This window comes from Gluconobacter oxydans DSM 3504 (assembly GCF_000583855.1).
Lineage (GTDB): Bacteria > Pseudomonadota > Alphaproteobacteria > Acetobacterales > Acetobacteraceae > Gluconobacter > Gluconobacter oxydans.
Genome location: NZ_CP004373.1, coordinates 1,308,598 through 1,334,329 on the forward strand (window position 1 = coordinate 1,308,598; position 25,732 = coordinate 1,334,329).

A 25,732-nucleotide genomic window follows, 5' to 3' on the forward strand; every position below is an offset into this window, starting at 1 on the left:
TTCATATCCGGAGCTTTGACGTTCCGGTCAGTCCGTCACGAAATCCTTCGCGTGATAGCCCTGCGCAAAGAGATGCGCGCGCAGGCTGGCGAAGTTGATCTGCGTGGAAATGATGCGGCGGACATTGGGCTTGGCGTGGAAGGCCAGACCGAGTCCGGCGCTGGCCAGCATCGGAATGTCGTTGGCGCCATCGCCGGTCGTCAGGGCAGCACGAAGCTGCACGCCGCGCTCTGCGGTCAGGCGTTCGAGGTGGTCGCGCTTGGCGTCGGGGCCGAGGATCGGGCCGGCGAGGCGGCCGGTGATTTTGCCATCCTCGATTTCCAGCGCATTGCCGTAATTCTCATCGAAGCCGCAGAGTTCGGCCACGCGTTGGGTGAACCATGTGAAACCGCCCGATACGAGCGCCGTGCGGCCGTTGTGTTTGCGCATGGTCTGCACGAGTTCGCGCGCACCTTCGGTCAGTGTGACGGAAGCCCAGACGTTTTCAAGGACGGAGGCCGGTTTTCCGGCCAGAAGCGCCACGCGCTGCTCAAGGGCTGTTTCGAAATCCAGCTCACCGTTCATCGAGGCACGGGTAATGGCGGCGACGTCTTCGCCACAACCCAGCAGATCCGCCAGTTCGTCGAGCGTCTCGCCCGTGACGATGGTGCTGTCCATGTCGGCGACGAGGACGGCCCGGCGGCGGCCGCGCGTTTTCAGAAGCAGGGCATCGACGCGATAGGGCGCGAGGGTTGCGCGGATGGTGGCGGCGCTGGCCGAGCCGGGACGCGGCGGCGGGCAGGGAATATCCACCGCTTCGCCCGGGGACAGGACGATGGGGGCATTGCCCTTGACGAGCGTCCGGGCCACGTCGATGGCCTCGGGTTTGAGGGGGCCGGATTTCCGGTCAGCGATAAGGGTCAGGACGGCAGGAAGGGACATGGGATCTCGTAACGGTCCGGCACGTGTGGCAGGAGGGGAGGAATGAACGCCCCGAAGACGACAGAAGCAAAAACTGCGATCATTGTGGCTGGACCGACGTGCTCCGGCAAGTCGGCACTGGCGCTCGACCTTGCCCGGACCTTTGGCGGCACGGTCATCAATGCGGATTCCATGCAGGTCTATCGTGATCTGCACATCCTCACAGCCCGGCCCGACGCGGCGGATGAAGCGGCGGTGCCGCATAGGCTTTACGGCGTTCTGGACGCGGCCGTGCCGGGGAGTGTGGCCTGGTGGCGGTCCAAGGCGCTGCGGGAAATGGATGTGGCCTGGGCCGAGGGGCGTATGCCGATCCTGTGTGGCGGGACGGGCATGTATCTGCGGGCGCTGACGGATGGTCTGGTGGAAGTGCCGGACCCTGGCGATGCGGCACGCACCGAAGCGCGGGATCTGGCGGAGGAAATCGGGCCGGAGGCGCTGCATGCGCGGCTGATGCAGGTTGATCCGGAAACGGCATCGGGTCTGCGTCCGAACGATACGCAGCGGATTTCGCGGGCCTGGGAGGTCTGGACGGGGACGGGGCGTGGGCTGGCCTGGTGGCGGTCGCAGCCGGGGCTGCCGCCTGCTCCGTGCCGGTTCGTGTCCGTGCAGCTTGATCCCGAACGGGAAGGGCTGCGCCGGGCGATCGATTCCAGATTCGGGCAGATGCTGGAGGCCGGGGCTCTTGAAGAAGTGTCTTCTTTGCTGGCGCGGGGGCTCGATCCGGTTCTGCCTGCCATGCGTGCGCACGGGGTGCCGGAGCTGGCGGCCGTTCTGCGGGGGGAGGTCCCGCTTGAGGAAGCGCGGAAATCCGCCGTCCTGGCCATTGGACGCTATACGCGGCGGCAGGCGACCTGGTTCCGGCATCATGCGCTGGGAAAGGGTAATGACGGGATGATTTCGTTGCGCAGATATACCCATTCTGCGCAAGAATCGGAAAGTCAGTATGAAAAAATAGAGAACTTTATATCTGAACGAGTTGACGCCGCTGCGCGGGCGTCCTAAATCCCGCCGCTCATACCTTGGGAGGAAACGGTGACGGCTGCTGAAAGAGACGCAGGAACAGGCAACGAGGCGCTGAATGGCGCGGAGGTGCTTCTGCGCGTTCTCGATGAAGAGGGTGTGGAGGTCATATTCGGATATCCGGGTGGGGCTGTCCTTCCGATTTACGATGCTCTCTTCAAGCAGGACCGTATCCGCCATGTGCTTGTCCGCCATGAGCAGGCTGCCGTTCACGCGGCCGAGGCCTATGCGCGTTCGACGGGCAAGGTTGGTGTAGTGCTGGTGACGTCGGGGCCGGGTGCGACCAATGCCGTGACCGGGCTGGTGGATGCGCTGATGGATTCCATCCCGCTCGTCTGCCTGTCGGGTCAGGTGCCGACGAAGCTGATCGGCAATGATGCGTTCCAGGAAGCCGACACCACAGGCATCACGCGGCCTGCAACCAAGCACAACTATCTCGTGCGGGAGCCGGGCACGCTGGCGCAGACCGTGCGTGAGGCGTTCGAGGTTGCGCGTTCGGGCCGTCCGGGGCCGGTTCTGGTGGATCTGCCCAAGGACATCACGGTCGGCAAGGCGCCTCTGACGAAGCCTGCGCTGTCACGCCTGCAGCGTCTGAGCCATCAGGGCGGTCCGGATGCGGAGGCGATCGCGCGGACCGTCGAGGCGATGAAGACGGCCAAGCGCCCGCTTTTCTATACGGGCGGTGGCATCATCAATTCCGGGCCGGAAGCGTCGGAACTGCTGCGTCGTCTGGCGCGCAAGACCGGTTTTCCGGTGACGTCCACGCTGATGGGCCTGGGTGCGTTTCCATCTCCCGATCCGCAGTTCCTCGGCATGCTTGGCATGCACGGCTCGGTTGAGGCGAACATGGCCACGCATGGCTGTGACCTGCTGATCGCGCTGGGCTCACGCTTCGATGACCGTGTGACGGGACGTGTGGATGCGTTCTCGCCCAATTCGTTCAAGGTCCATGCTGATATCGACCCGAGCCAGATCGACAAGATCGTGCCGGTGGATGTGCGGATCGAAGGCGATGTGCGCGATACGCTCGAAGCACTGCTGGAAGCCTGGGGTGATACGCCGGCGCCGGATCTGTCCACCTGGTGGAACCAGATCGCGTCCTGGCGCAGCGTGGATGGCTTCGGCTTCACGCAGGACATGGACCCGTCGGCCATTATCCGTCCGCAGCATGCTATCCGCCGTCTGTATGAGCTGGCCAAGGAGACGGGGCGTGACACGTTCGTGTCCACCGAGGTCGGGCAGCATCAGATGTGGGCAGCCCAGCACTTCCAGTTCGACAAGCCGAATCGCTGGCTGACGTCGGGTGGTCTGGGGACGATGGGCTATGGTCTGCCGGCCGCCGTGGGTGCGCAGGTGGCGCATCCGGATGCGCTGGTGATCGATATCGCCGGTGAGGCGTCCACGCTCATGAACATCCAGGAACTGGGGACGATCGCGCAGTATCGCCTGCCGGTGAAGATCTTCATCCTGAACAACCACTATATGGGCATGGTCCGTCAGTGGCAGGAGCTGCTTCACGGGTCGCGCTATTCGCAGTCCTACAGCGAGGCGCTGCCGGACTTCGTAAAGCTGGCCGAAGCCTTCCATGCGACCGGAATGCGGGCGACGCATGTGGGTGAGCTGGATGACGTGATCCGCCGGATGCTGGAGCATGACGGTCCGGTCGTGGCTGATATCTGCGTGGCGGAAGGCGAGAACTGCTATCCGATGATCCCATCGGGTGCGGCCCATAACCAGATGCTGCTGGGTCCGGATCAGGATTCCGAAGCGGCGGGACTGACCGAAGAAGGAAAGATGCTGGTCTGATGACGGAGACTATCCAACATTCGGTCATCTCGGTTCTGATCGAGGACGAGAGTGGCGCGCTGGCCCGCGTGGTGGGCCTGTTTTCCGGCCGTGGTTACAACATCGAGAGCCTGACGGTGGCGCTGGTGGATGCGGAGCAGAAGCTCTCGCGCATCACGGTCCTGACGTCGGGCACGCCGATGGTGATCCGGCAGATCAAGGCGCAGCTCAAGCGCCTGATCCCGGTGCATGATGTCTGCGACCTGACGGAAGAAGGGCCCTATGTGGGGCGTGAGCTTGCGCTGGTGAAGGTCGTCTCGTCCGGTGATCGCCGGACGGAGGCCCTGCGCATTGCGGATTCGTTCCGTGCGCGGCCCGTGGATACGACGGCCATGAGTTTCGTGTTCGAGCTGACGGGGTCTCCCGAGAAGATCGACGCGTTCATCGAGTTGATGCGCCCCCTTGGCCTGGCCGAGGTTTCGCGCACCGGGATTGCCGCCATCGGGCGCGGTCCTTCAGTGTTTCATCTTAAAAAGGAGCCTGTCTGATGCGGGTGTATTACGATCGCGATGCCGATCTGAATCTGATCAAGAGCAAGAAAGTCGCGATCATTGGCTATGGCAGCCAGGGTCACGCACACGCCAACAACCTCAAGGACAGCGGCGTTTCCGACATCGTCATCGGCCTGCGTCCGACCTCTTCCGCCGTGAAGAAGGCTGAGGAAGCCGGTTTCAAGGTGATGGAGCCGGGTGAGGCTGCGGCCTGGGCCGACGTTGTCATGGTCCTGACCCCTGATGAAGGCCAGGGCGCGCTGTACAAGGAAAGCCTTGAGAAGAACCTGAAGCCGGGCGCTGCCCTGGCTTTCGCTCATGGTCTGTCCATCCACTTCCGCATCATCGAAGCCCGTCCGGATCTGGACGTGTTCCTGATCGCGCCGAAGGGCCCGGGCCACACGGTCCGTTCCGAATACCTGCGTGGTGGTGGCGTGCCGTCCCTCGTGGCCGTGGCACAGAACGCTTCGGGCAATGCGCTTGAGATCGCCCTGTCCTACGCTTCCGCAAACGGTGGTGGCCGTGCAGGCATCATCGAGACGACGTTCAAGGAAGAAGTCGAAACCGATCTGTTCGGTGAGCAGGCTGTCCTGTGCGGTGGTCTCGTTGACCTGATCCGCGCCGGCTTCGAGACGCTGGTCGAAGGCGGTTATGCGCCGGAGATGGCCTATTTCGAGTGCCTGCACGAAATGAAGCTGATCGTGGACCTGATCTACGAAGGCGGCATTGCGAACATGAACTACTCCATCTCCAACACCGCCGAATACGGCGAGTATGTCACGGGTCCGCGCATCATCACGCCGGAAACGAAGGCCGAGATGAAGCGCGTTCTGACGGACATCCAGGACGGCACGTTCGTTCGCAACTTCATCCTTGAGAACCAGTCCGGCGGCGTTGGCTTCAAGGCCATCCGCGCCCGCAACGACGCTCATCCGATCGAGAAGACCGGTGAGAAGCTGCGTGCGATGATGCCGTGGATTGCCAAGGGCAAGCTGGTCGACAAGGCCAAGAACTGATCAGACCAATCCGAAGGGCCGGATTCGGCTCTTCGGAACGGGGAAGCCTCGGCTTCTTTCGGGCGTCGGGATTTCCGGGATTCGTTTCCCGGCGATCCGGCGCCCGAACTGTATTTGCCGTGGGATATTCAGGAAAGTTCCGTGTCTCAGCCCTGTGTGCAGGAAAGGGAAAACCCGTTTCTCATGCAGTGGGAACATGGGCCGGCAGAGATATGTGACATATTGGGGAATTACCCCATAAAGTGCTTGCATCAGGGGGGAGGGGCCGCTAACTAGCGCGCTTCCTGGCCCAAGGGGGCAATTTTGCCCAACAGGCTGTCTACTGGTTTGGGGGTACGTGATGAACGCACTTGCTCAACTGGGGATGGTATCGGAACTCCCGAGAGATATCCAGAACGGCGCAGCTCACCTCGTTGAGGAGGAGCGCAAGGATTACTTCATTGAGCGTGATGGCGAGCGTTATGCTGGCAATCACCTGCTGATCGATTTCTGGGACGCCCGGAATCTCGATGATCCCATGCGGATCGATGAAACGCTGTGCGAAGCTGCGGTGGCGGCTGGCGCAACGATCCTGCACAGCCATTTTCACCACTTCACGCCCAATGGTGGCGTGTCCGGCGTGATCGTGCTGGCGGAAAGCCATATCTCGATCCATACGTGGCCGGAACGGAATTATGCGGCCGTGGACGTGTTCATGTGCGGTGCATGTGACCCGAACCTGTCGATCCCGGTGATGCAGCGCCTGTTCCAGGCCGGCCGGATCGAGGTCGATGCCGTGCGGCGTGGCCGCGTGCAGGACAAGGCCGCGAAAGCAGCCTGAACTGATGAAAGGACCGGGTAAAAACCGGTCCTTTTCCAATACAATCCGACAAGGAAACGATGATCCATGGCTGAAACATGGCTCAACGAGACCCTGTACCCGGACTGGGGACAGCGCTTTCTCGTTACGCGTGAGCTCGCACGGGTAAAATCCGACTTCCAGGATGTGGTGGTGTTTGAAAGCTCCAGCCACGGCCGCGTGCTGGTTCTGGACGGTGTCATCCAGATCACCGAGCGTGACGAGTTCGTCTATCAGGAAATGCTGACGCATGTGCCGCTTCTGGCGCATCCCTGTGCGAAGCGCGTGCTGATCATCGGTGCGGGTGACGGTGGCGTTCTGCGTCGCGTCCTGCAGCATGATACGGTCGAGAAGGCTGTCATGGTCGAGATCGACGGTGCGGTGATCGAGCTGTCCAAGCAGTATCTGCCGGACATTGCCGGGGATGCGTGGAACGACCCGCGGGCCGAAGTCATTGTCGGTGACGGCATCGACTATGTTGCCAAGGCGGCTGATGGTTCGTTCGACGTGATCATCGTCGACAGCACCGATCCGATCGGTGTGGGCGAAGTGCTGTTCACGGACGAGTTCTACAGCAACTGCGCACGCATCCTTTCGGCTGAAGGGCTGATCGTGAACCAGTGCGGCGTGCCGTTCATGCAGGCTGATGAGCTGTATGAGACAAGCCTGCGTCGCGCGAAGTTCTTCCCGCATGTTGGCGCGTATGTGGCCGCTGTTCCGACCTATGTCGGCGGGTTCATGACGCTGGGTGTGGCCTCCAAGGGGCAGGCGCCGAACACGCAGACGGTCGAGCAGATCCGTACCCGTGCGGAAGCCGCGAAGATCCTGGGGACGACGCGTTACTGGACGCCGGAGATCCATGTCGGATCGTTCAACCTGCCGCCCTATATTGCCGAGCATCTTCCGAAAACCGGAAAATGATCGTGTGCCTGCCCCTTCATTAAAGGGGCGGGCCGCTACAGCTGGCTTTTCAGGCTGCTGTTTATCCGTTCCAGAAGTGTTACGAGAATATCGCGTTCGAGGGGTGTGAACCCCTGGAGTGCTGTGCTGGTCAAGTGTTCCATTATCGGAACGATATTCCGGCTTTTCCGCTGGCCGTCCGGTGTCAGCGTGACCAGTGTGCTGCGGCGGTCTGTCGGGTCTGGTTCGCGCCGGATCAGGCCGTCGCGTTCCATCCGGGCGAGAAGTTTTGTCATGCCCGGCTGTTCGATATCTGCAAAATCCGCGAGGGCTTTCTGATTGAGGGTTTTTCCGTCCTGCAAAGCCTGCAGCACGGGGAGCTGACCGCTTCGGAGGCCTGTCTTTTTGAGTTCGCGTTCCAGCAGGAGCGTGAAGAGCCTGTTGTTGCGCGTGGTCAGGGCGCTTAGCTGCGAAGGGGTGGTCATTCGGATTCCGGGGATCATGTGGATGGAATACATAACATGTTATGTATTGAGAAAATGAAAAAACCCGGCTGGCCTTTTCAGGCTGGCCGGGCTGGAAAATCAGGGCGTCATCTTGGCCAGGGGCGCGACGCAGCGGTGCTCGCGATAGAGCGTCCATTCATCGCAGACCTGATTGGGCGGGAAGGTGCAGATACCCGTTTCGCCGCCGGCAGTCCGGACGTCACCGTGGCGGCCGCCCTGCTGCGTGCAGTAGACGCTGGCGGGGTTGGGGATGCCGATCAGGCGCTGGCGCGGATTGTGCTGCGGGTGTGAGGCGCAGGCGGAAACCGTGCCGCACAGAAGAGTGATGGTCAGAAGGCGTTTCATGTTCGACAGATGCATTGTTCAGGGGGCTCTCTTCTTCAGGAAGCGGACACTGCGTTCCTTGATCTCCAGGTCTTTTACAGCTTTTGCAAACACCCCGAAATGCGGGGTCTTGAGGTGCTCTTCGAAGGCGGCGCGGTCGGTATAGACTTCCACGAGGATGACCGTGTCGGCTTCCGTCTCGGGAGAAAGAACCGTGAAGCTGTGGCAGCCGGATTCGTCGGCGACGGAGCGCTCGCTGTCATAGGCGCAGGCTTCGAGGAACTTCTCATAGGTCGCGGGTGTGGTCTCGAATTCGGCAATGACCGTCAGTTCGCCAGCCATGATGTTCTCCTTTGCGTGTTGCAGGGCAAAAGACACAACGCATGAGCGATCGTAACGATTGCGGAGTTTTTCGGAAACTGGCAGGATCGAACTGACCGACACGGGAGAGACCAGCCGTCAGGCTGGCGCCGAAGGAGCAACCGCCCCGGAAACTCTCAGGCCAAAGGACCGAGGCGGTCAGGACATTCTGGAGAGAGGTGCGGTTTCGCATCCGCCGACGGGATAGCGATCTCAGGCGAAAGGACAGAAGGGGCGACGTTTTTCCGGCTGCGTCAGCATGGAGCCGGGGGCGTCTGCATCTTCACGTCTTGAGATAGAATGGACCGGGCTTTCCCCATGAGCGATTCCCTCCAGCGTACTCCCCTTTATGATCTGAATCTGGAACTTGGCGCGAAGATGGTGCCGTTCGCGGGCTTCGAGATGCCGATCCAGTTCCCGGCCGGGCTGATGACCGAGCATCTGCATACGCGCGAAAAGGCCGGTCTGTTTGACGTGTCCCACATGGGGCAGATCCGCATTGCTGCGAAGAGCGGGGACGTGAAGGACGCCGCTGCGGCTCTGGAGACGCTGGTTCCGGCTGATTTCGTCGGACTTGCCGCCGGGCGTCAGCGTTACGGGCTGCTGACCAATGAGAAGGGCGGAATTCTAGATGACCTGATGGTCGCCAATATGGGCAAGGACCTGCTGGTTGTCGTCAATGCGGGCTGCAAGGTTCAGGATGCGGACCGGATCGAGAAGGCGCTGTCCGATCGCTGTGTCGTGACGCGCCAGTTCGACCGTGCGCTCATGGCGCTTCAGGGCCCGGCGGCGGAAGCGGCTCTGGCGCCGCTTTGCCCGGCCGTGAAGAACATGCGCTTCATGGATGTGATCGAGACCGAGCTGGCCGGTGTGCCCGTGACGGTGTCGCGTTCCGGCTATACGGGCGAGGACGGATTTGAGATCGGCTGTGCCGGCGCGGATGCCGAAAAGGTCGCACGCGCGATCCTGGCGCAGCCGGATGTGCTGCCGATCGGTCTGGGCGCGCGGGATTCGCTGCGTCTGGAAGCCGGGCTGTGCCTGTATGGCAATGACATTGATGTCACGACCACGCCGGTTGAGGCGTCGCTGGGCTGGGCGATCCAGAAGGCGCGTCGTGAAGGCGGTGTGCGTGAGGGCGGCTATCCGGGTGCGGATGTTGTGCTGAAGCAGACGCGTGATGGCGTGACGCGCAAGCGCGTCGGGCTGGTTGCGGATGGCCGGGCTCCGGTGCGGGCGGGGGCGAAGCTCTTTGCCGATGCCGAGGGGCAGAAGGAAATCGGGGTGGTCACGTCCGGGGCGTTTGGCCCGAGCGTGAAGGCTCCTGTTGCGATGGGATATGTCACGCCGGATCACGCGGCGGTGGATACGCCCGTCTTTGCAGAACTGCGGGGCAAGTATGTGCCGCTGCATGTGCGGGCGATGCCGTTCGTGGCACCCGGCTTCAAGCGCTGAACTTACAGTTGAACTTCAGATCAGGAAAAAGCAGCAATGACGACCTATTACACGAAGTCCCATGAATGGATCCGCGTCGATGGCGACCAGGGCACTGTCGGCATCACGGCACATGCCTCCGAAGAGCTGGGCGAGCTGGTGTTCGTCGAAGCCAAGGATGAGGGCACGGAAGTTGTCGCCGGTGATGCTGCGGCTGTCGTCGAGTCCGTGAAGGCGGCGTCCGACATCTATGCGCCGGTTGCGGGCACGCTGGCCGGCTTCAATGACGCGCTGTCCGATGATCCGACGCTGGTGGGCAAGGATCCGGAAGGTGAGGGCTGGATCTTCCGCATGACGGTGGCCAACCCGGACGACCTCAAGGGCCTGCTGACGGCCGAACAGTACAAGAGCCTCTGAGGGGATGCGGGGTCTGCGCTGGCAGGCCCCGTTTTTTCTTCAGCCCGCCACTGCTTTCATGAAATGCCAGAGAACCTGCCTGTGACGACCTTGTGGCCTGCCCAGACCGAAGATTTCAGCTCCCGCCATATTGGCCCGCGCCCTTCCGAAATCGGAGAGATGCTGCGTGTCGTAGGGGCTTCCAGCCTTGATGACCTGATCGATAAGACCATTCCGGCCGCCATTCTCGATCGCGGGGATCATGGGATTGGTGCTGCCCTGACCGAGCAGGATGCACTGGCGCGTCTGCGGCAGATCGCCTCGCGCAATCAGATTCTGACGTCCATGATCGGGCAGGGCTATTACGATACGGTGCTGCCGCCGGTTATCCAGCGGAATATCCTGGAAAATCCGGCCTGGTACACGGCTTACACGCCGTATCAGCCCGAAATCAGCCAGGGACGCCTTGAGGCGCTGCTGAACTTCCAGACGCTGGTGGCGGATCTGACGGGACTCGACATCGCCAATGCGTCCCTGCTGGACGAGGGCACGGCCTGTGCGGAAGCCATGGCGCTGGCGCAGCGCGTGGGCAAGTCAAAGGCGACGGCGTTCTTCGTGGATGCCGATACGCACCCGCAGACGATTGCCGTGATCCGCACGCGGGCCGAGCCGCTGGGCTGGGACGTTGTGGTCGGTAATCCGGAAACGGATCTGGATGCGTCCTCCGTGTTTGGAGCGCTCCTGTCCTATCCGGGGTCTTCGGGGCAGGTTCGGGATCCACGCAAGGTGATCGCGGCGCTGCACGAAAAGGGTGCGATTGCGGCTCTGGCCTGTGATCCGCTGGCTCTGGTTCTGCTGGAAAGCCCGGGCGCGCTGGGTGCGGATATCGCGATCGGCTCGATGCAGCGCTATGGCGTGCCGATGGGCGCCGGTGGGCCGCATGCAGCGTTCATGGCGACGCGCGATGCGTTCAAGCGGCATATGCCGGGGCGTCTGGTGGGTGTGTCGCGCGACAGTGCGGGCAAGCCGGCCTATCGTCTGGCGCTTCAGACGCGCGAGCAGCATATCCGCCGCGAGAAGGCGACGTCCAACATCTGCACGGCGCAGGCGCTGCTGGCGATTATCGCGTCCATGTATGCGGTCTATCACGGCCCGGAAGGTCTGAAAGCGATTGCCGCACGCACGCATCGGATGGCGGCGATCCTGTCCGCCGGGCTGAAGGCTCTGGGTGCGACGGTCGAGACGGATGTATTCTTCGACACCATCACCGTTCAGGCGGGCGCGTCCGCGCCGCAGGTTCTGACGCGCGCCGTGGCTTCTGGCATCAATCTGCGCGATGCAGGGGATGGCCGGATCGGCATGTCCTGTGACGAGACCACGACCCCGGAGACGATCCGCGCGGTCTGGGCAGCGTTCGCGGGCGAAGGGGCGGATCTATCGGCCATCGAACAGGCGCTCGATGTGGCTGATGCGCTGCCGGAAGCCCTGTCGCGGACGGCACCGCTGCTGACGCATCCGGTGTTCCATGCGCACCGCTCCGAGACGGATCTGCTGCGCTACATGCGCGCGCTGGCTGACAAGGATCTGGCGCTGGACCGGACGATGATTCCGCTGGGCTCCTGCACGATGAAGCTCAATGCGACGGCGGAGATGATCCCCATCACCTGGCCGGAATTCGCGCGGATTCATCCGTTTGCGCCTGCGGATCAGGTTCAGGGCTATGCCGAACTGTTCACGTATCTGGAGCGCACGCTTTGCGCGATTTCGGGCTATGATGCCGTGTCGCTTCAGCCGAATTCCGGCGCGCAGGGCGAATATGCCGGGCTTCTGGCTATTCGTGGCTATCACCGCGCGCGTGGGGATGAGAACCGCGACGTCTGCCTGATTCCGGCCTCCGCACACGGGACCAATCCGGCGTCGGCCCAGATGGCCGGGATGCGGGTTGTTGTCGTGGCCTGCGATGAGAACGGCAATGTGGATGTCGAGGATCTGAAGGCGAAGATCGCGCAGCATGACGGGCGCGTGGCGGCCATCATGATCACCTATCCGTCTACGCATGGTGTGTTCGAGGAGCGGATCGTCGAGATCTGCGAATTGGTTCACGCTGCGGGTGGGCAGGTCTATCTGGACGGTGCGAACCTCAATGCGCAGGTTGGTCTGGCGCGGCCGGGGCTGTATGGCGCCGATGTCTCGCATTTCAATCTGCACAAGACGTTCTGCATTCCGCATGGCGGCGGCGGGCCGGGCATGGGACCGATCGGTGTGGGCAAGCACCTCGCGCCGTATCTGCCGGGACAGCATGGCATTGCGGTGTCTGCGGCGCCTTTTGGATCGGCGTCCATTCTGCCGATTTCTGCCGCTTACATCATGATGATGGGTGATGAAGGGCTGCGTCAGGCGACCACGATGGCGATCCTGAATGCGAACTACATCGCATCGCGTCTGGGTGAGCACTACCCGGTTCTGTATCGCGGGACGAACGGCTTTACGGCGCATGAATGCATCGTGGATCTGCGGCCGCTGAAGGATGCGGTCGGCGTGACAGTGGACGATATTGCCAAGCGTCTGATCGATCACGGCTTCCATGCGCCAACGGTCAGCTTCCCGGTGGCGGGAACGTTCATGATCGAGCCGACGGAATCCGAAGGGAAGGGCGAACTGGATCGCTTCTGCGATGCGATGATCGCCATCCGTGCGGAAATTGCGGAGGTTGAAGCCGGGCGTGTGGCGATGGAAGAGAGCCCGCTGCGCTTTGCGCCGCATACGACGGCGGATCTGGCGGGGGACTGGGGCCGCTCCTACAGCCGCGAGGCCGGGTGCTTCCCCGGTGGTGTGGATACGGCGAAATACTGGTCGCCGGTCGGGCGTCTGGACAATGCCTGGGGGGACCGGAACCTTGTCTGTTCCTGCCCGGATATTTCGAGCTACGTCGAAGGCTGAACGGGTTTTTCAGTTCGGTGTTTTGGCAAAGGCGTCTTCTTTCGGGGAGGCGCCTTTCTGCTGTCCGGTCCTTTCAGGTCGGATACCCGGCATGGGTTCTTTATCACAAAGGGGTGAGGTATGGTTTCACGTGAAACGCTGTCCGTCGCCTGAAGAGGCTTTAGGGCAGCTTCATTGTTGATGAGGAGTTCCATCATGAGCCAGACGGTTCACATCACGGCCGTTGTCACGGTTCCCGCTGAACATGCGGCAGCGGCAGAGGCGGCTTTTGCGGCCTGTGTCGTGGCATCCCGCAAGGAAGAGGCCTGCCGCCACTATGTGATCAGTAAGGATATCGAGAAGGGCGGGCGCTTCGTGGCCAACGAGGTCTGGGCTTCGGAAGCCGGTTTTGAGGCCCATCTGGCCGCGCCGCATTTCAAGGTTCTGGGGGATGCCCTTGCCAAATGTGGCGCTCAGGCCGAGATCATGAAGGTTCAGCCGCTGGACGACGCTGCCGACGCAGCCTGAAAAAGCGGTTTGCTTTTTTGCCGGAATATGTCCCACTCGGGGATCGACTGCTTTACGGAGCAGCCTCTGGAAGACAGGAGAGTTTCTTATGGTTTCGATGGTGACGTTCAAGGTTGACGGGATGTCGTGCAACGGATGCTCGGGCAAGCTGCAGTCCGCGCTGTCCAGTGTTCCCGGCGTGTCGTCTGCGCAGGTGACGCTCGATCCGGCCCAGGCTGCCATTCAGTATGATGAGCAGAAGGTGACGCCGGTGGCGCTGCGGCATGTGGTGGAAGACGTCGGGTTCGACGTGATCGCTTGAAGCCTACCGGAAAGGCCTGTCACCTAGCGATGGTAATGGGGCAGGCCGATCCCTTTGATGAGTGCTGCTGCACGCAGGCTGAAGCCGGCCAGGACGGCGATGGCTGCCGCGAGCGTGGTGTTCAGACCCAGGGCTGTCAGGGAGACATAGGTTCCTGACGCCAGGGCGACGGCCGTGACATAGAGTTCCGGCCGGATGATGATGGATGGCACACCTGCCAGCACATCCCGGAAAATACCGCCCATGCAGGCGCTGACAATTCCCATGAGAGCCGCGGGGATCAGCGGGATGCCGTAAGCCAGCGCCTTGGCTGAGCCGAACACGCCATAGGCTGCGATCCCGAGACCGTCGAACCATTCCACCGCGCGGGCCGGCCAGAAGCGGGCTGGTGTGAACCAGACGGCAATGGCGGACAGCAGGCAGGCAGCAATCGGAACGGAGGTGTGCATCCAGAAGACGGGCGCGCTGATCAGCAGATCCCGCACGGTGCCTCCGCCGACGCCGGTGATGGCGGCGAAGAACATGAAGGTCACGATGGTCAGGCGTGCGCGTGCGGCTTCGATCGCGCCTGAAATGGCGAAGACGACCGTGCCTGCGATGTCGAGGATCGGCAGGGCGGACGAGGAGAAGGCCTGAAGGGCGGGAGGGATCATCGGGCCGTCTTGAAGTGTGTGTTGAAAACAGAAAAGCCCGGCACGAAGGCCGGGCTTTCCGTAAAGGTGATGTTCTGACCCGGATCAGACCGAGTAGTACATCTCGAACTCTGCCGGATGCGGCGTGTGTTCGAACTTGTAGACTTCCGGCCACTTGATGTCGATGTAGCTTTCGATCTGGTCCTTGGTGAAGACGCCGCCTTCGAGCAGGAAGGCATGGTCTTCCTTGAGGGCTTCGAGAGCTTCACGGAGCGAACCGCAGACCGTCGGGATCTGGGCCAGTTCTTCCTTCGGCAGTTCGTACAGATCCTTGTCCATGGCGTCGCCCGGGTGGATCTTGTTGCGGATGCCGTCGAGGCCGGCCATCAGCATGGCGGCGAAGGCGAGATACGGGTTGGCGGTCGGGTCCGGGAAGCGGACTTCAACGCGCTTGGCCTTCGGGTTGGTCGCATGCGGGATACGGCAGGAGGCCGAACGGTTCGCAGCGGAGTAAGCCAGCAGCACGGGGGCTTCGAAGCCCGGGATCAGGCGCTTGTAGGAGTTGGTGGATGGGTTCGTGAAGGCATTCAGGGCCTTCGCGTGCTTGATGATGCCACCGATATAGTACAGCGCCTCATCGGACAGGTCGGCATACTTATCGCCAGCGAAGGTCGGCTTGCCGTCCTTCCAGATGGACTGGTGGACATGCATGCCCGAACCGTTGTCGCCCGAGATCGGCTTCGGCATGAACGTGGCCGTCTTGCCGTAGGAATGGGCGACGTTGTGCACGCAGTACTTGTAGATCTGCATGAAGTCGGCGGACTTCACGAGCGTGTCGAACTTCGTGCCGAGCTCGTGCTGCGACTGTGCGACTTCGTGGTGATGCTTCTCGATCGGCAGGCCCATTTCGCCCATCGTGGAGAGCATTTCGGCGCGCAGGTCGTTTTCGCTGTCCACGGGCGGGACCGGGAAGTAGCCACCTTTGACGACAGGGCGGTGGCCCATGTTGCCTTCCGGATAGGCTTTCAGGGACGCACCCGGGCCTTCGATGCTGTCGAGCTGGTACATGCCGAAGTTCGGGCCTGTGCCGAACTGCACGTTGTCGAAGATGAAGAACTCTGCTTCCGGACCGAAGAACGCTGTGTCACCGAAGCCGGCTTCCTTGAGGTAGGCTTCTGCGAGCTTGGCGGTCGAGCGCGGGTCGCGGTTGTAGAAGTTGCCCGTCTTCGGATCGATGATGTCGCAGAACAGGATCAGCTGCGGCTTGGCGGAGAACGGGTCCATAACGGCCGTTTCCGGATCCGGAAGCAGGACCATGTCGGACTCGTTGATGGCCTTCCAGCCCTGGATGGACGAGCCGTCGAACATGAAGCCTTCAACAAAGGTATCGTCTTCGATGGTCGAGACCGTCTGGGTCGTGTGGTGCCACTTGCCCTTGGGGTCCGTAAAGCGCAGATCGACGAATTCCGCCGCGTGCTCCTGGATCATCTCGAAGACGCGGGCAACGGCCTGCGGGTTCGGGGCGGGCGGCTTGCCAGCTGCTGCGGGAGCAGCCTTGGGGGCTGCAGCCTTCGAGGTACGGCGCGCGGGAGCGGCCTTCGGTTTCACGGTAGAGGAAGTGGGGGCTTTCTTGGCCATCGATCTGTCGCCTTGCATCGTGTAAACGGCTGCAAAACGATTAAGCGACAAATGCCCGTCTGTCGAGTATGGGAAATTACGCCATTTGGCGGATTTATGATTGAATCTTTCGGAAGCGAACCGGAGTTTTCCACATCTGGTCCGGAACTTGCATGCAAAGAGAGCAGCGAGACTCTTTTTGGGAAATATCCTCATGATGCCTGCTTCCTCATCTCCGGACGGCCTGAAAGACAGCGATCTGCTTTCCCTGCCGCTCGAACGGTACCTGCACGAATTCCGGGGCGGCCTGCTCAGCCTGCCTGAAAGCGAACGGGATGTGATTGTCGCTGAAGTGCGGGCCCAGGTCGCGGCGCAGGCCCGGCTGGGGGAAGGGGCGGCGCTGGCTCTGCTGGAAAGACTGGGAAAGCCGGACAGGCTCGCGGCACGCTTTACGATCCGGCATGAACTGTCCGTCGGTGTGCAGCAGTCGAATCCCTTTGGTCTGTTCTGGGTTCTTCTGCGGCTGGCGGCGGGGAGTCTGCTGGCGTTTGTCGGCGGATTTGTCGTGATTGCGCTTGGGCTGATGGGGCTTCTTCTGGCAGCGATGCCCGTGCTGCGGCTCTTTGTTCCGCAGGATATTTTCGTGGTGGACGACAACCCGTTCTCGATCACTGTTACGACGGATGGTGTGCCCGGGAATGGCATCCCGCTTTCCTGGGGATATGCGATCCTCTGCTGCGGTATCGGAATCGTCCTTGTCGTGCTGGCGATGCTTCTTTTGCGGGGACTGGGGCAGCTCCTGTTGCGGGACATGCGCCGCAAAACGCAGGGGCTGGACTGAGGGGCGGGAGAGGGGATTTCCATTATGGAACGGAAGGGGAGTGCGAAAGGCTTTTCAGCGCTCCTTCAGCCTGCGATGGTGCAGGGCTTTCTGTTTTCCGTCAGTTCTGGAATCCGTTGATGAAAACGCCCAATCAGTATCTTGCGAGCCTTCCGACAACCATCTTCACGATTATGTCACAGCTTGCCGTGAAGCATGGGGCGATCAATCTCGGGCAGGGGTTTCCGGATACGGAGGGGCCGCAGGATATCATTCAGGTCGCGGCGGATGCGCTGCGCGGCGGGCGCAACCAGTATGCGCCGCTGACGGGCCTGCCGGAACTGCGTGAGGCCGTGGCGGCGTCCAACCAGCGTTTTTATGGGCTTGAGGTCGACCCTGCGACGGAAGTTGTCGTGACGTCTGGCGCGACGGAGGCTCTGGCGGCGTGTCTGATGGCGGTCGTGGAGCCGGGGGATGAGGTGGTGGTGATCGAGCCTCTTTATGACACCTATCTGCCGGCTCTGAAGCTTCTGGGGGCGGTGCCACGTTGTGTGCGGCTTGCGCCGCCGCACTGGTCCGTACCGGAGGCGGAGCTTCGGGCTGCGTTTGGTCCGAAGACCAAGGCGATCATGCTCAATTCACCGATGAACCCGTCCGGGAAGGTGTTTGTCCGCGAGGAGCTTGAGCTGATTGCGGATCTGGTGCGGGAACATGATGCCTATGCGATCTGTGACGAGGTTTACGAGCATCTGACGTTTCACGTGAAACACATTCCGCTGATGACATTGCCGGGGATGCGCGAGCGGTGCATGCGGATCGGGAGTGCGGGCAAGAGCTTTTCCCTGACGGGATGGAAAGTCGGCTATGTGACGGCACCGGCGGCGCTGGCATCCGTGGTGGCGAAGGCGCATCAGGTTCTGGTGTTCGCAACGGCCCCGAACCTTCAGCGGGCCGTGGCTTACGGGCTGAACAAGGATGACAGCTATTACGAAGGACTGTCAGCGCAGATGGAAATACAGCGGGATCTGCTGCGGGATGGTCTGCACCGGCTGGGGTTTGAGACGCTGCCGGCGGATGGCAGTTATTTCATCGTGGCGGATATTTCGCGACATGCGGCCGGACGGGGCGATGTTGAATTCGCGCGCTGGCTGGTGGAACATGCGGGTGTGGCCACGATCCCGGTTTCGGCTTTCTATGACCCGCAGGGGGATGCCCCACCGCAGAATCTGATCCGGTTTGCGTTCTGCAAAAAGCCGGAGATCCTGCGGGAGGCCTTGAAACGGCTGGAAAAGGCCCTTTCTTAAAAGTCCTGCGTCGTGCTCCGCTCTGTGTTCAATCTGTCTGCCGGAAAAGCCGGTCTGTTCTGTCTGGAGATTTCTCATGTCTGTTGCTGCTGATGCTCTGGGCGCTCTTGCGACGACCGATGCCCTGTTTTTCGGGCGACCCGATTCAAAGCTGACCCGTGACGATGCCCGGGCGCTCGTCAATCGTGGGCTTGATGGTGTGGATGATGGCGAGCTGTTCCTGGAATACCGGGAAAACGAAAGCATCAGTCTGGATGACGGGACGATCCGTTCGGCGAGCTTCAACACGTCTTCAGGGTTCGGGCTGCGGGCTGTTCTGGGAACGGAGACGGCTTTTGCGCATGCAGACGATATCAGCCGGGATGCTCTGGAGCGGGCTGTCAGTACGGTGGGTGCCGTGCGGCAGGGACGCAGCGGCATCATGGCGCCGGGACCGCAGGCGACGAACCAGCGGCTTTATGGCGACTCCCGCCCGCTTGAAGGAACGGATTTTGCAGCGCGTGCAGCAGTTCTGAGCGAGATCGATGCCTATGCGCGGGGGCTGGATTCCCGGGTGGTGCAGGTCAGTGCCGTACTGAGTTCCGAATGGCAGGCCGTGCAGATCATGCGGCGCGCGGACTCCGGCGGCGATGTGGCGGACCTGCGGCCGCTGGTGCGCATGAACGTGTCTGTCGTTGTGGAAAAGGACGGTCAGCGTGAGAGCGGAAGCTGTGGTCTGGGGGGGCGCTATGAACTGGACCGTCTGCTGGCGCCGGAAACGTGGCGCGATGCCGTCGACAAGGCCCTGAAACAGGCTCTGATCACACTGGAAGCCGCACCGGCGCCTGCAGGGGAAATGGATGTGGTGCTTGGTCCGGGATGGCCGGGCATTCTGCTGCATGAGGCCGTTGGGCACGGGCTGGAAGGCGATTTCAACCGCAAGGGGACCTCGTCCTTCTCGGGGATGATCGGCAAGCGTGTGGCGTCTCCAGGCGTGACTGTGGTCGATGATGGAACGCTTCCGGAGCGTCGTGGGTCGCTGAGTGTTGATGATGAAGGAACGCCGACGTCCCGGACCGTTCTGATCGAGGATGGGATCTTGACCGGTTATCTCCAGGACCGGCTGAATGCTCGTCTGATGGGAACGAAATCCACCGGGAATGGACGCCGGGAATCCTATGCACATGCTCCGATGCCGCGCATGACCAATACGCTCATGCTGGAAGGAGGCGCGACCACCGATGAGATGATCCGCTCGATGAAGCGGGGGCTTTATGCCGTGAACTTCGGGGGAGGCCAGGTGGATATCACGTCGGGCAAGTTCGTGTTTGCGGCTTCGGAAGCCTATCTGGTCGAGGACGGGAAAATCATCCGTCCGGTGAAGGGCGCCACGCTGATCGGCAATGGGGCGGATGCGATGAACCAGATTTCCATGATCGGGTCCGATGTGGCGCTGGATCCTGGCATCGGAACCTGCGGCAAGGCTGGTCAGGGCGTGCCGGTGGGTGTCGGGCAGCCGACGCTGAAGATTTCGGGTCTGACGGTGGGTGGTACGGCCTGATCCGGGGACGCCGGGCCGTTCGAGAGACGAAAGCTATTCGTGATGGGTCATAATTACGCCAAACCCCTGACGGCTGAAGCCCGGATGGAGCGGGTTTTCTCCCGTCTGCCAGCGGACTGGGCTGTGAAAATGGAGCGTCAGCCGGGAACGGGATGGTCGGTCTGGATGCAGCGCCCGGATGGGACGCTGCATCAGGAGACGCGGGATACGCTGGTTGAAGCGCTGGAAGAGGTGTGGCGCGCCCTGAGATAGGCCGTTTTCAGAAGCTGTTATGCGTCGCGAGCATGAAGAAGATCCTGTTGACGGCCGGGTAGACCAGAAACTGGATCAGCAGCAGGACGACCATTGGCGCAAAATCCATGCCGCCCGTATTGGGAAGGATGCTGCGGATCGGAGCCATGACAGGTTCGACGATCCGGGCCAGCGTGTTGAAAATGGAATAGAAAAACCGGTTGCGGATATCCAGGATCCCGAAACCCAGCAGCATCGACAGGATGCAGTACGCCAGCAGAATCCACACAAAAGCCTGGATCAGCATCAGGATAATGGCATGCAGGGCAACCATATAAAACCTCGTCGAATGTCGGGAAGGGCAGCCGGAAGGCTGGTTGAGGAACGCTTGTAGCCATAGCGATAGCACAGAACAACGTCTTGCGTGCAGGGCTGCTTGACAGTCTGCGAGAAGAAGAGAACTATTGTTCTGCCGTGGGGCTGTAGCTCAGATGGGAGAGCGCCTCGTTCGCAATGAGGAGGTCAGGGGTTCGATTCCCCTCAGCTCCACCACGGTTTTCGTTTGTCTTAAAATATAGATAAGACTGAATTGTTTCTCCTGTAGTAATGGAGAGATCAATACTGGATTTTTAGGGTTATCATCTCCTAGGGGAAGCTGGGTGTGTTCTGGTTTGTCTGTTTTGCGGGCAATAGAACATATCACTGAAGATATTACCGCAATCAGAGAGTTTGTGTAGCGCAAATTCCTAATAATTTAAAGTAAACCTGCATAATTCAATTTTTCAATTTTACTACATGATGTTAAATCCGCTTTAAAATCACTCGAATATCATATTATTGGAATATTTAATGCGTATAAGGGATTGTCTAGTCTCTTCTCCCCTTATAGAGTTCTGATGTAGTGTGTTTTAATTGGGTAAATTTTTCTATTCACGGGAAAGTGCTCGCAGGATACTTTGCTCTTCGGTAGAGATGCCCTTGACTGATTTTTGTAAGGTGGATGCGTTAGAATGTCTAAATCGGTAGAAACTCGAACAGCCTTAGTTCAGTTCCAAGGACATTTTGACGGTCTGGAAGATGGTGCCGTCCGAGGGTGGGCGACATGTAATCTGGAAAAATTTTCTCCTGTAAGAATTCACATAATCATTGATGGGCAGGAAGTCGGAATGGCGATTGCCGATTTGCCCCGTGAAGACGTTCAGGCAACGTTTTCACTTCCGACCGCCAATCTGGGTTTCAGGTTCCAAATACCATCAAGTTACTTTAACGGTGAAAAACATACGCTTTCCTTGCGTCTGGATGACCGTTCCGCTCTGCCACTTTCATCCGATGGCATGACCTCGATCATATTTTCCGGCCATCGCAAGCCTTCTTATAAAAGTCATGTTGACGGCGTGAAACAGGGGGCACTTCGCGGTTGGGTGCTTCGCAAGTTGCGAGATGGCGAAGAGACTGGTGGTGTGGTGCTATCAATTCTCGTTGATGGTATTCGGATCGGACAGACACGCGCAAACCGTTATCGTGGAGATGTTGCTGCCGTCTTGGGGTGTGATCCCAATTGCGGGTTTGAGTTCCCCATTCCACAAGCGCTAAGAGGAAGTGGCCAGCATACAATCAAGGTCTTGGCACAACCGGATGATATAGAGCTTGATGGCTGTCCAATAGTAACGTCCTTTGCGGATGATGCATTTGAAAGCCGGATCATCGACGTCACCAACGAACTCGATGAAATTTACAGACGTATGGCGAAGCTGCGGCAGGAGCTTCGTGATCTCGTTCCCAAGCGTTCCTATACGTTGGGAGACTATGATCGATGGGCACGCAAATATTATGCTCTTCTGGACAAACGAGTGGCTGAACAGCGTGTGCGTGAAGAAAAAAATAGCGCATTCACGCCGCTTGTCTCAATTCTTTGTCCTGTCTATCGCCCGCTTGAAAGTGACTTCAAGGCAGCTGTCCAGTCTGTTCTTGATCAGACTTATCAGAATTGGGAGCTTATCCTCGTTGATGATGCGGGTAAAAGTCGCGAAACAACGGAAATCATCAATAATTTCGCCAAAATCGATCCGCGCATCAAATGCATTACCCTAAAAAAGAATGTGGGGATTGCTGGCGCTACAAATGTAGCAATGGATGCTGCCAAAGGGCAGTATGTTGCCTTCTTTGATCACGATGATCTTCTGGTAGATGTCGCTATTGAAGTCATGGTTCGAGCGGCCCATGAAACCGGCGCCAAGATCCTTTATTCGGATGAGGATAAAATCGATCAGGCCGGGTATTATCTGGAGCCCAATCTCAAACCTGATTTCAACTATCGTTATCTTCTTGGTTGCAATTATATATGTCATTTAACGATGGTAGATGCTGCGACAATGCGGAAGATTGGGCATCTCAACTCCGATTACAACGGAGCGCAGGACCATGATTTCGTACTGAAAGCAACGGAAGTTCTTAGTCCATCAGAAATTTTCCATGTGCCTGAAATTCTTTATCACTGGCGCAAAACCCCCAATTCCACAGCTGTTGATGTGAGCCAGAAAACTTACGCGATCAATGCCGGCGTAAAATGTGTGGCCGACCATCTCAAGCGACAGAAAATAGCTTCCAAGGTTTCGTCCATCCGCGGACTGACGCTTTATGGTGTAGAATGGACCTCGCGTACCCAGCCGTCAGTGACCATCATCATCCCCTTTAAAGATCAGCTGGATACGACGCTTACCTGCGTCGAAAATATCCTTAAGCATACGGTTTACAAGAACTACAATATTATTTTGATCGACAATTGGTCGGTGCGTGATGAGACACTGGATTTCATCAAAAAAATTCAGAAACATAAAAATGTTTCTGTCATAACGGTAGAGGAACCATTTAATTTTTCTCGCCTTAACAATATCGCTGTAGCTCAGGCTACATCTGATTATGTCGTATTCATGAATAACGACGTATTTGTGGAAGATCCAAAGTGGTTACAGCGCATGGTTGGAGAAGCTCAGGCATTTAAAGATGTCGGAGCTGTTGGTGCCAAGCTGCTTTACCCTAATGATACGATTCAACATGCCGGTGTAGTTGTGGGGCCGGCTGGTGTGGCAGCTCATGTACATCGGGGTGATCCGCTATCAGAATATGGATATATCGGCCGCACCATGCTTTCGCACGAAGTAACAGCCGTTACTGCGGCGCTTATGCTGGTCAGACGTACTGTTTTTGATGAAGTCGGCGGATTTGATGAAGAAGCGTTGAAAGTCGCTTTTAATGATGTTGATCTATGTTTGAAAATTCGTCGGGCGGGGTATCGGATTATCTTTAGTGCAGAGACGATTGCTTATCATCACGAGAGTCTGTCTCGTGGAACTGATGACAAACCCGAACATGAAACGCGTTTCTTCCTGGAAACTCAGACTATGCTCGAACGCTGGAGTTCAGATCCGCTATTTGAACGCGACCCATCTTATCCGCGCTATTTTACTGTCGACCAGCAGACATTCTTTAATCTGGTAGATCCTGAAGACCTTCCCTGATCTCACAGAGTTATATGGGTTGCCTTTAGAAATGACGTAGCTTGGAAACAGCTCGCTTCTCTCTTCGGGACGGAGTTTTGTCTCAGGCTCTGTGAGGAGCTGTGAGATTAGCGAGCTGTGCTGACTGACGACCAGATGGATTATCAGTCGCTCTTTTTTCGAAGAGTTGGAAGCTCCCGGGGCGAGAGGATTACTGTACGTTAAGAGGTGTCATTTTTGCGTATCAGTAATGATCTATGCTGGCGTGATACTTTCGAAAGATTATGGCATCACACCCGATGCTGTATAATTGTTGAAAGTGTTGGGCCATCATGATTGATGAGACTTAGGTCAACAGACGTATCCTGCCGAACGGTTTCAAGTCTGCAGGAGAGGGAAATGCGGATGTTCGTCTAACTATTCTTCATGATAGCGGGTCAGCTCAGTGGCAACCTGATCTGGAAAACATTTCCATAGCATCATGAAGGCCGTGTGATGGGCACTAAAATCTCCAGAAGTTAGAGTTCGTTATGGTTGGAACATAAAACTACACGTAGGATCATATTAAATGGAAGGGTCATAGGGGAGCAAACAGCTCTAAATTAAGGTGGTGCCCATTTGAATAATTCAGGCCTTCTATTTTATTATACTCGACAACATTTATTCCAAATTTCTTCAAGGCAGACATAAAGATGTTTTTGTCTTTGAAGTCGATCAGCGCCAGGCTGCACTGGGGATGGTCGTGCAGATATGCGGCTGCGGCTGCGGGGCCGATGAGCTGTGTATTGGGGCCGACGAGAAAGACCAGGCTCGGCTCGGAATAGGATGACGATATCAAAACACTGTCATTGCAGGGGCGGACGTCTTCGAAGAGGTCTGCAATCCGGGGGCTGAGACGGATGGTCTGGAGATTGGGGATCACGCTCAGGAACAGCCCGGCATGAGCAATGACGGCTGCGCCCATGGCGCAGAAGGCTGCCTGTCGCCGCTGCTGCTTCAGGAGCATCATGATGGCGCCGAGCATCAGGGGGAGGGATCCTCCCAGCGCGATCAGGGCGGAGAGTGAGAATGTGTGCTCAAGCTTGTATAGAGCGATGCTGCCCGCAAGGCAGAAGCCGATGCCGATGACCGCCCACAGAACGCCATAGACCCCGAGAAGAGCCTTTGCCCATCGTGAGAGTGTGGGAGGGCGCCATGCCATGAGGCTTGCGGCAGTGAGGATGGCAATCGCCGGATAGGTTGGCAGGACGTAATGCGGGAGTTTGGTGGCGATCAGTTCGAATACCAGCCAGTGCGGGACGATCCAGCTGAGGAGGAAGCGGACCTGCGGGAGTTTGCGGTTTTTCCAGACTGCCGGAATGGCCATGGCGGCAAACAGCGAGCCAGGCCAGAAGGCCAGTCCGAAAACCAGCAGATGGAAGCCGGGAGGAAGGCCGTGAGCTTCCTGACCATGGGCGACCTTGCCCAGGAAGTTGCGCCCAACCGCGCGGGCAAAGAAGTCCCCGCCGCTGATGATCTCGATGGCGACGCACCATGGAACGACCAGGGCAATCATGAGCAGCCAGCCCCAGCGCGGGCGCAGGCGCGACCACCATGAGCGGTCTTTTTCCAGAAACCACAGGGCCAGGGGCGTGCCGAAGCCTGGAATGAGGACGACCGGTCCCTTGAGCATGAGGCCGACCCCGAGGGCAAGCCAGTAGGCGACTGCTACACGTAGATGAGTGGGGCGGTTTTTTCGCCGATCCGTGAGCGCACAGAGAAGGGCGGCTTCGATGCACAGGATGTCCAGCAGCAGGACCGTGTCGATGGTCGCCATGTGGCTTTCGGCGACGAACAGGGTTGAGACCATCAGCAGCCCTGCCGCCATCAGGCCCGTTGCGCCACCGAAGAGAGTTGCGCCGATCCAGGCCGTCAGGGGGACGATGATGGTTGCGGCAAGGAGGCTTGGAATCCGGTAGGGCCATGTCTTGCGCAGAACCGAGGGACCGAAGATCTTTTCGGCCGCGGCAGTCGAGGCTGCTTCCAGCCAGTAGATGCCGGCCGGCTGGAGATAGCGTGGTTTGTCCTGGAAGCGGACGTCGATGAAGTTGTGGGAGAGAAGCATCTGTTCGGATGCTTCCATGTAGCGGGGCTCGTCCCGATCGAGGGGTGGAAGCGTCATACGGCCGGGGAGCGCGAGCAGAAAGGCCAGCAGCCCGAGAAGAGCATAATGCCGGAGGTTCAGGGTCATGGGGACTCTCCGCGCCGTTCTGTCAG

General features: G+C 59.3%; 24 protein-coding genes, 1 tRNA gene and 2 riboswitches. Of the genes, 17 read left to right on the forward strand and 8 right to left on the reverse strand.

The genetic code is table 11. The features are described 5' to 3' along the window. Positions 1–27: 27 nt before the first annotated feature. Positions 28–921, reverse strand: a complete 894-nt coding sequence (gene serB / locus GLS_RS05835) for a phosphoserine phosphatase SerB (RefSeq protein ID WP_041111548.1) — start codon at positions 919–921, stop codon at positions 28–30. A 42-nt stretch (positions 922–963) separates the two neighbouring features. Between serB and miaA the strand changes: the two genes are divergently transcribed. The 6 genes from miaA to speE all read left to right on the forward strand — a co-directional run bounded on the left by miaA (position 964) and on the right by speE (position 7,091). After that, positions 964–1,962, forward strand: coding sequence for a tRNA (adenosine(37)-N6)-dimethylallyltransferase MiaA (miaA, locus tag GLS_RS05840; protein ID WP_041111549.1), 999 nt, complete (start codon positions 964–966; stop codon positions 1,960–1,962). Between the two features lie 30 nt (positions 1,963–1,992). After that, the gene (ilvB, locus tag GLS_RS05845; protein ID WP_041111550.1) at positions 1,993–3,786 is read left to right on the forward strand and encodes a biosynthetic-type acetolactate synthase large subunit; all 1,794 of its coding nucleotides are present in this window, start codon (positions 1,993–1,995) and stop codon (positions 3,784–3,786) included. Then, on the forward strand, positions 3,786–4,313 hold the full coding sequence (gene ilvN / locus GLS_RS05850) for an acetolactate synthase small subunit (RefSeq protein WP_011252649.1): 528 nt from the start codon (positions 3,786–3,788) through the stop codon (positions 4,311–4,313). Before ilvB ends, ilvN begins: the two co-directional genes overlap by 1 nt. Further along, positions 4,313–5,332 carry a ketol-acid reductoisomerase gene (ilvC, locus tag GLS_RS05855; RefSeq protein ID WP_011252650.1) on the forward strand — a complete coding sequence of 340 codons (1,020 nt, stop codon included), beginning with the start codon at positions 4,313–4,315 and terminating at the stop codon, positions 5,330–5,332. The genes ilvN and ilvC overlap by 1 nt, the downstream gene beginning before the upstream one ends. Positions 5,333–5,672: 340 nt before the next feature. Next, positions 5,673–6,152: an adenosylmethionine decarboxylase gene (speD, locus tag GLS_RS05860; protein WP_011252651.1), complete on the forward strand. Its 480-nt coding sequence runs from the start codon at positions 5,673–5,675 to the stop codon at positions 6,150–6,152. 66 nt (positions 6,153–6,218) lie between these two features. Then, positions 6,219–7,091: a polyamine aminopropyltransferase gene (speE, locus tag GLS_RS05865; RefSeq protein WP_011252652.1), complete on the forward strand. Its 873-nt coding sequence runs from the start codon at positions 6,219–6,221 to the stop codon at positions 7,089–7,091. 35 nt (positions 7,092–7,126) lie between these two features. Here the strand turns inward: speE and GLS_RS05870 are convergent, their stop codons facing one another. The 3 genes from GLS_RS05870 to GLS_RS05880 all read right to left on the reverse strand — a co-directional run bounded on the left by GLS_RS05870 (position 7,127) and on the right by GLS_RS05880 (position 8,242). Next, positions 7,127–7,555 carry a MarR family winged helix-turn-helix transcriptional regulator gene (locus tag GLS_RS05870; RefSeq protein WP_052327493.1) on the reverse strand — a complete coding sequence of 143 codons (429 nt, stop codon included), beginning with the start codon at positions 7,553–7,555 and terminating at the stop codon, positions 7,127–7,129. Positions 7,556–7,654: 99 nt separating this feature from the next. Further along, entirely contained in the window at positions 7,655–7,921 is a 267-nt protein-coding gene (locus GLS_RS05875) for a putative hemolysin (RefSeq protein WP_226986652.1), read from the reverse strand. Between the two features lie 18 nt (positions 7,922–7,939). Next, the gene (locus tag GLS_RS05880; RefSeq protein WP_011252655.1) at positions 7,940–8,242 is read right to left on the reverse strand and encodes a putative quinol monooxygenase; all 303 of its coding nucleotides are present in this window, start codon (positions 8,240–8,242) and stop codon (positions 7,940–7,942) included. A 91-nt stretch (positions 8,243–8,333) separates the two neighbouring features. Further along, a riboswitch (glycine riboswitch) is annotated at positions 8,334–8,423 on the forward strand. Further along, positions 8,424–8,499, forward strand: a riboswitch (glycine riboswitch). It begins immediately after the preceding riboswitch. 79 nt (positions 8,500–8,578) lie between these two features. Between GLS_RS05880 and gcvT the strand changes: the two genes are divergently transcribed. The 5 genes from gcvT to GLS_RS05905 all read left to right on the forward strand — a co-directional run bounded on the left by gcvT (position 8,579) and on the right by GLS_RS05905 (position 13,835). Further along, on the forward strand, positions 8,579–9,712 hold the full coding sequence (gene gcvT, locus GLS_RS05885; protein WP_041111552.1) for a glycine cleavage system aminomethyltransferase GcvT: 1,134 nt from the start codon (positions 8,579–8,581) through the stop codon (positions 9,710–9,712). A gap of 36 nt (positions 9,713–9,748) precedes the next feature. Next, positions 9,749–10,108: a glycine cleavage system protein GcvH gene (gene gcvH, locus GLS_RS05890; protein WP_041111553.1), complete on the forward strand. Its 360-nt coding sequence runs from the start codon at positions 9,749–9,751 to the stop codon at positions 10,106–10,108. Positions 10,109–10,171: 63 nt separating this feature from the next. Further along, positions 10,172–13,027 (forward strand): aminomethyl-transferring glycine dehydrogenase, encoded by a 2,856-nt coding sequence (gcvP, locus tag GLS_RS05895; protein ID WP_041111554.1) that lies wholly within the window; start codon positions 10,172–10,174, stop codon positions 13,025–13,027. Between the two features lie 195 nt (positions 13,028–13,222). Further along, positions 13,223–13,534, forward strand: a complete 312-nt coding sequence (locus GLS_RS05900) for a putative quinol monooxygenase (protein WP_052327494.1) — start codon at positions 13,223–13,225, stop codon at positions 13,532–13,534. Between the two features lie 88 nt (positions 13,535–13,622). Next, positions 13,623–13,835, forward strand: a complete 213-nt coding sequence (locus tag GLS_RS05905) for a heavy-metal-associated domain-containing protein (protein ID WP_011252660.1) — start codon at positions 13,623–13,625, stop codon at positions 13,833–13,835. Positions 13,836–13,858: 23 nt separating this feature from the next. Here GLS_RS05905 and GLS_RS05910 read toward each other — a convergent pair whose 3' ends face one another. Beyond that, positions 13,859–14,488, reverse strand: a complete 630-nt coding sequence (locus GLS_RS05910; protein WP_041111556.1) for a trimeric intracellular cation channel family protein — start codon at positions 14,486–14,488, stop codon at positions 13,859–13,861. Positions 14,489–14,572: 84 nt separating this feature from the next. Further along, positions 14,573–15,955, reverse strand: coding sequence for a type I glutamate--ammonia ligase (gene glnA, locus GLS_RS05915; RefSeq protein WP_041112713.1), 1,383 nt, complete (start codon positions 15,953–15,955; stop codon positions 14,573–14,575). A gap of 343 nt (positions 15,956–16,298) precedes the next feature. On the opposite strand from glnA, the gene GLS_RS13355 reads away from it, so the two are divergent. The 4 genes from GLS_RS13355 to GLS_RS05935 all read left to right on the forward strand — a co-directional run bounded on the left by GLS_RS13355 (position 16,299) and on the right by GLS_RS05935 (position 20,000). Next, complete coding sequence (locus tag GLS_RS13355) at positions 16,299–16,925, forward strand: HAAS signaling domain-containing protein (protein WP_155721033.1); 627 nt, start codon at positions 16,299–16,301, stop codon at positions 16,923–16,925. Positions 16,926–17,044: 119 nt separating this feature from the next. Further along, the gene (locus GLS_RS05925; protein ID WP_041111558.1) at positions 17,045–18,208 is read left to right on the forward strand and encodes an aminotransferase; all 1,164 of its coding nucleotides are present in this window, start codon (positions 17,045–17,047) and stop codon (positions 18,206–18,208) included. Between the two features lie 76 nt (positions 18,209–18,284). Then, positions 18,285–19,748, forward strand: coding sequence for a metalloprotease TldD (tldD, locus tag GLS_RS05930; RefSeq protein WP_041111559.1), 1,464 nt, complete (start codon positions 18,285–18,287; stop codon positions 19,746–19,748). 42 nt (positions 19,749–19,790) lie between these two features. Further along, complete coding sequence (locus GLS_RS05935) at positions 19,791–20,000, forward strand: hypothetical protein (protein WP_041111560.1); 210 nt, start codon at positions 19,791–19,793, stop codon at positions 19,998–20,000. A gap of 7 nt (positions 20,001–20,007) precedes the next feature. Here the strand turns inward: GLS_RS05935 and GLS_RS05940 are convergent, their stop codons facing one another. After that, the gene (locus GLS_RS05940; protein ID WP_041111561.1) at positions 20,008–20,313 is read right to left on the reverse strand and encodes a YggT family protein; all 306 of its coding nucleotides are present in this window, start codon (positions 20,311–20,313) and stop codon (positions 20,008–20,010) included. Between the two features lie 142 nt (positions 20,314–20,455). Between GLS_RS05940 and GLS_RS05945 the strand changes: the two genes are divergently transcribed. Beyond that, positions 20,456–20,531 (forward strand) — tRNA-Ala (locus GLS_RS05945). A gap of 458 nt (positions 20,532–20,989) precedes the next feature. Beyond that, the gene (locus GLS_RS05950; RefSeq protein WP_041111562.1) at positions 20,990–23,497 is read left to right on the forward strand and encodes a glycosyltransferase family 2 protein; all 2,508 of its coding nucleotides are present in this window, start codon (positions 20,990–20,992) and stop codon (positions 23,495–23,497) included. Positions 23,498–24,053: 556 nt separating this feature from the next. Here GLS_RS05950 and GLS_RS05955 read toward each other — a convergent pair. Continuing rightward, positions 24,054–25,706, reverse strand: coding sequence for an ArnT family glycosyltransferase (locus GLS_RS05955; protein WP_041111563.1), 1,653 nt, complete (start codon positions 25,704–25,706; stop codon positions 24,054–24,056). Positions 25,707–25,732 lie beyond the last annotated feature (26 nt).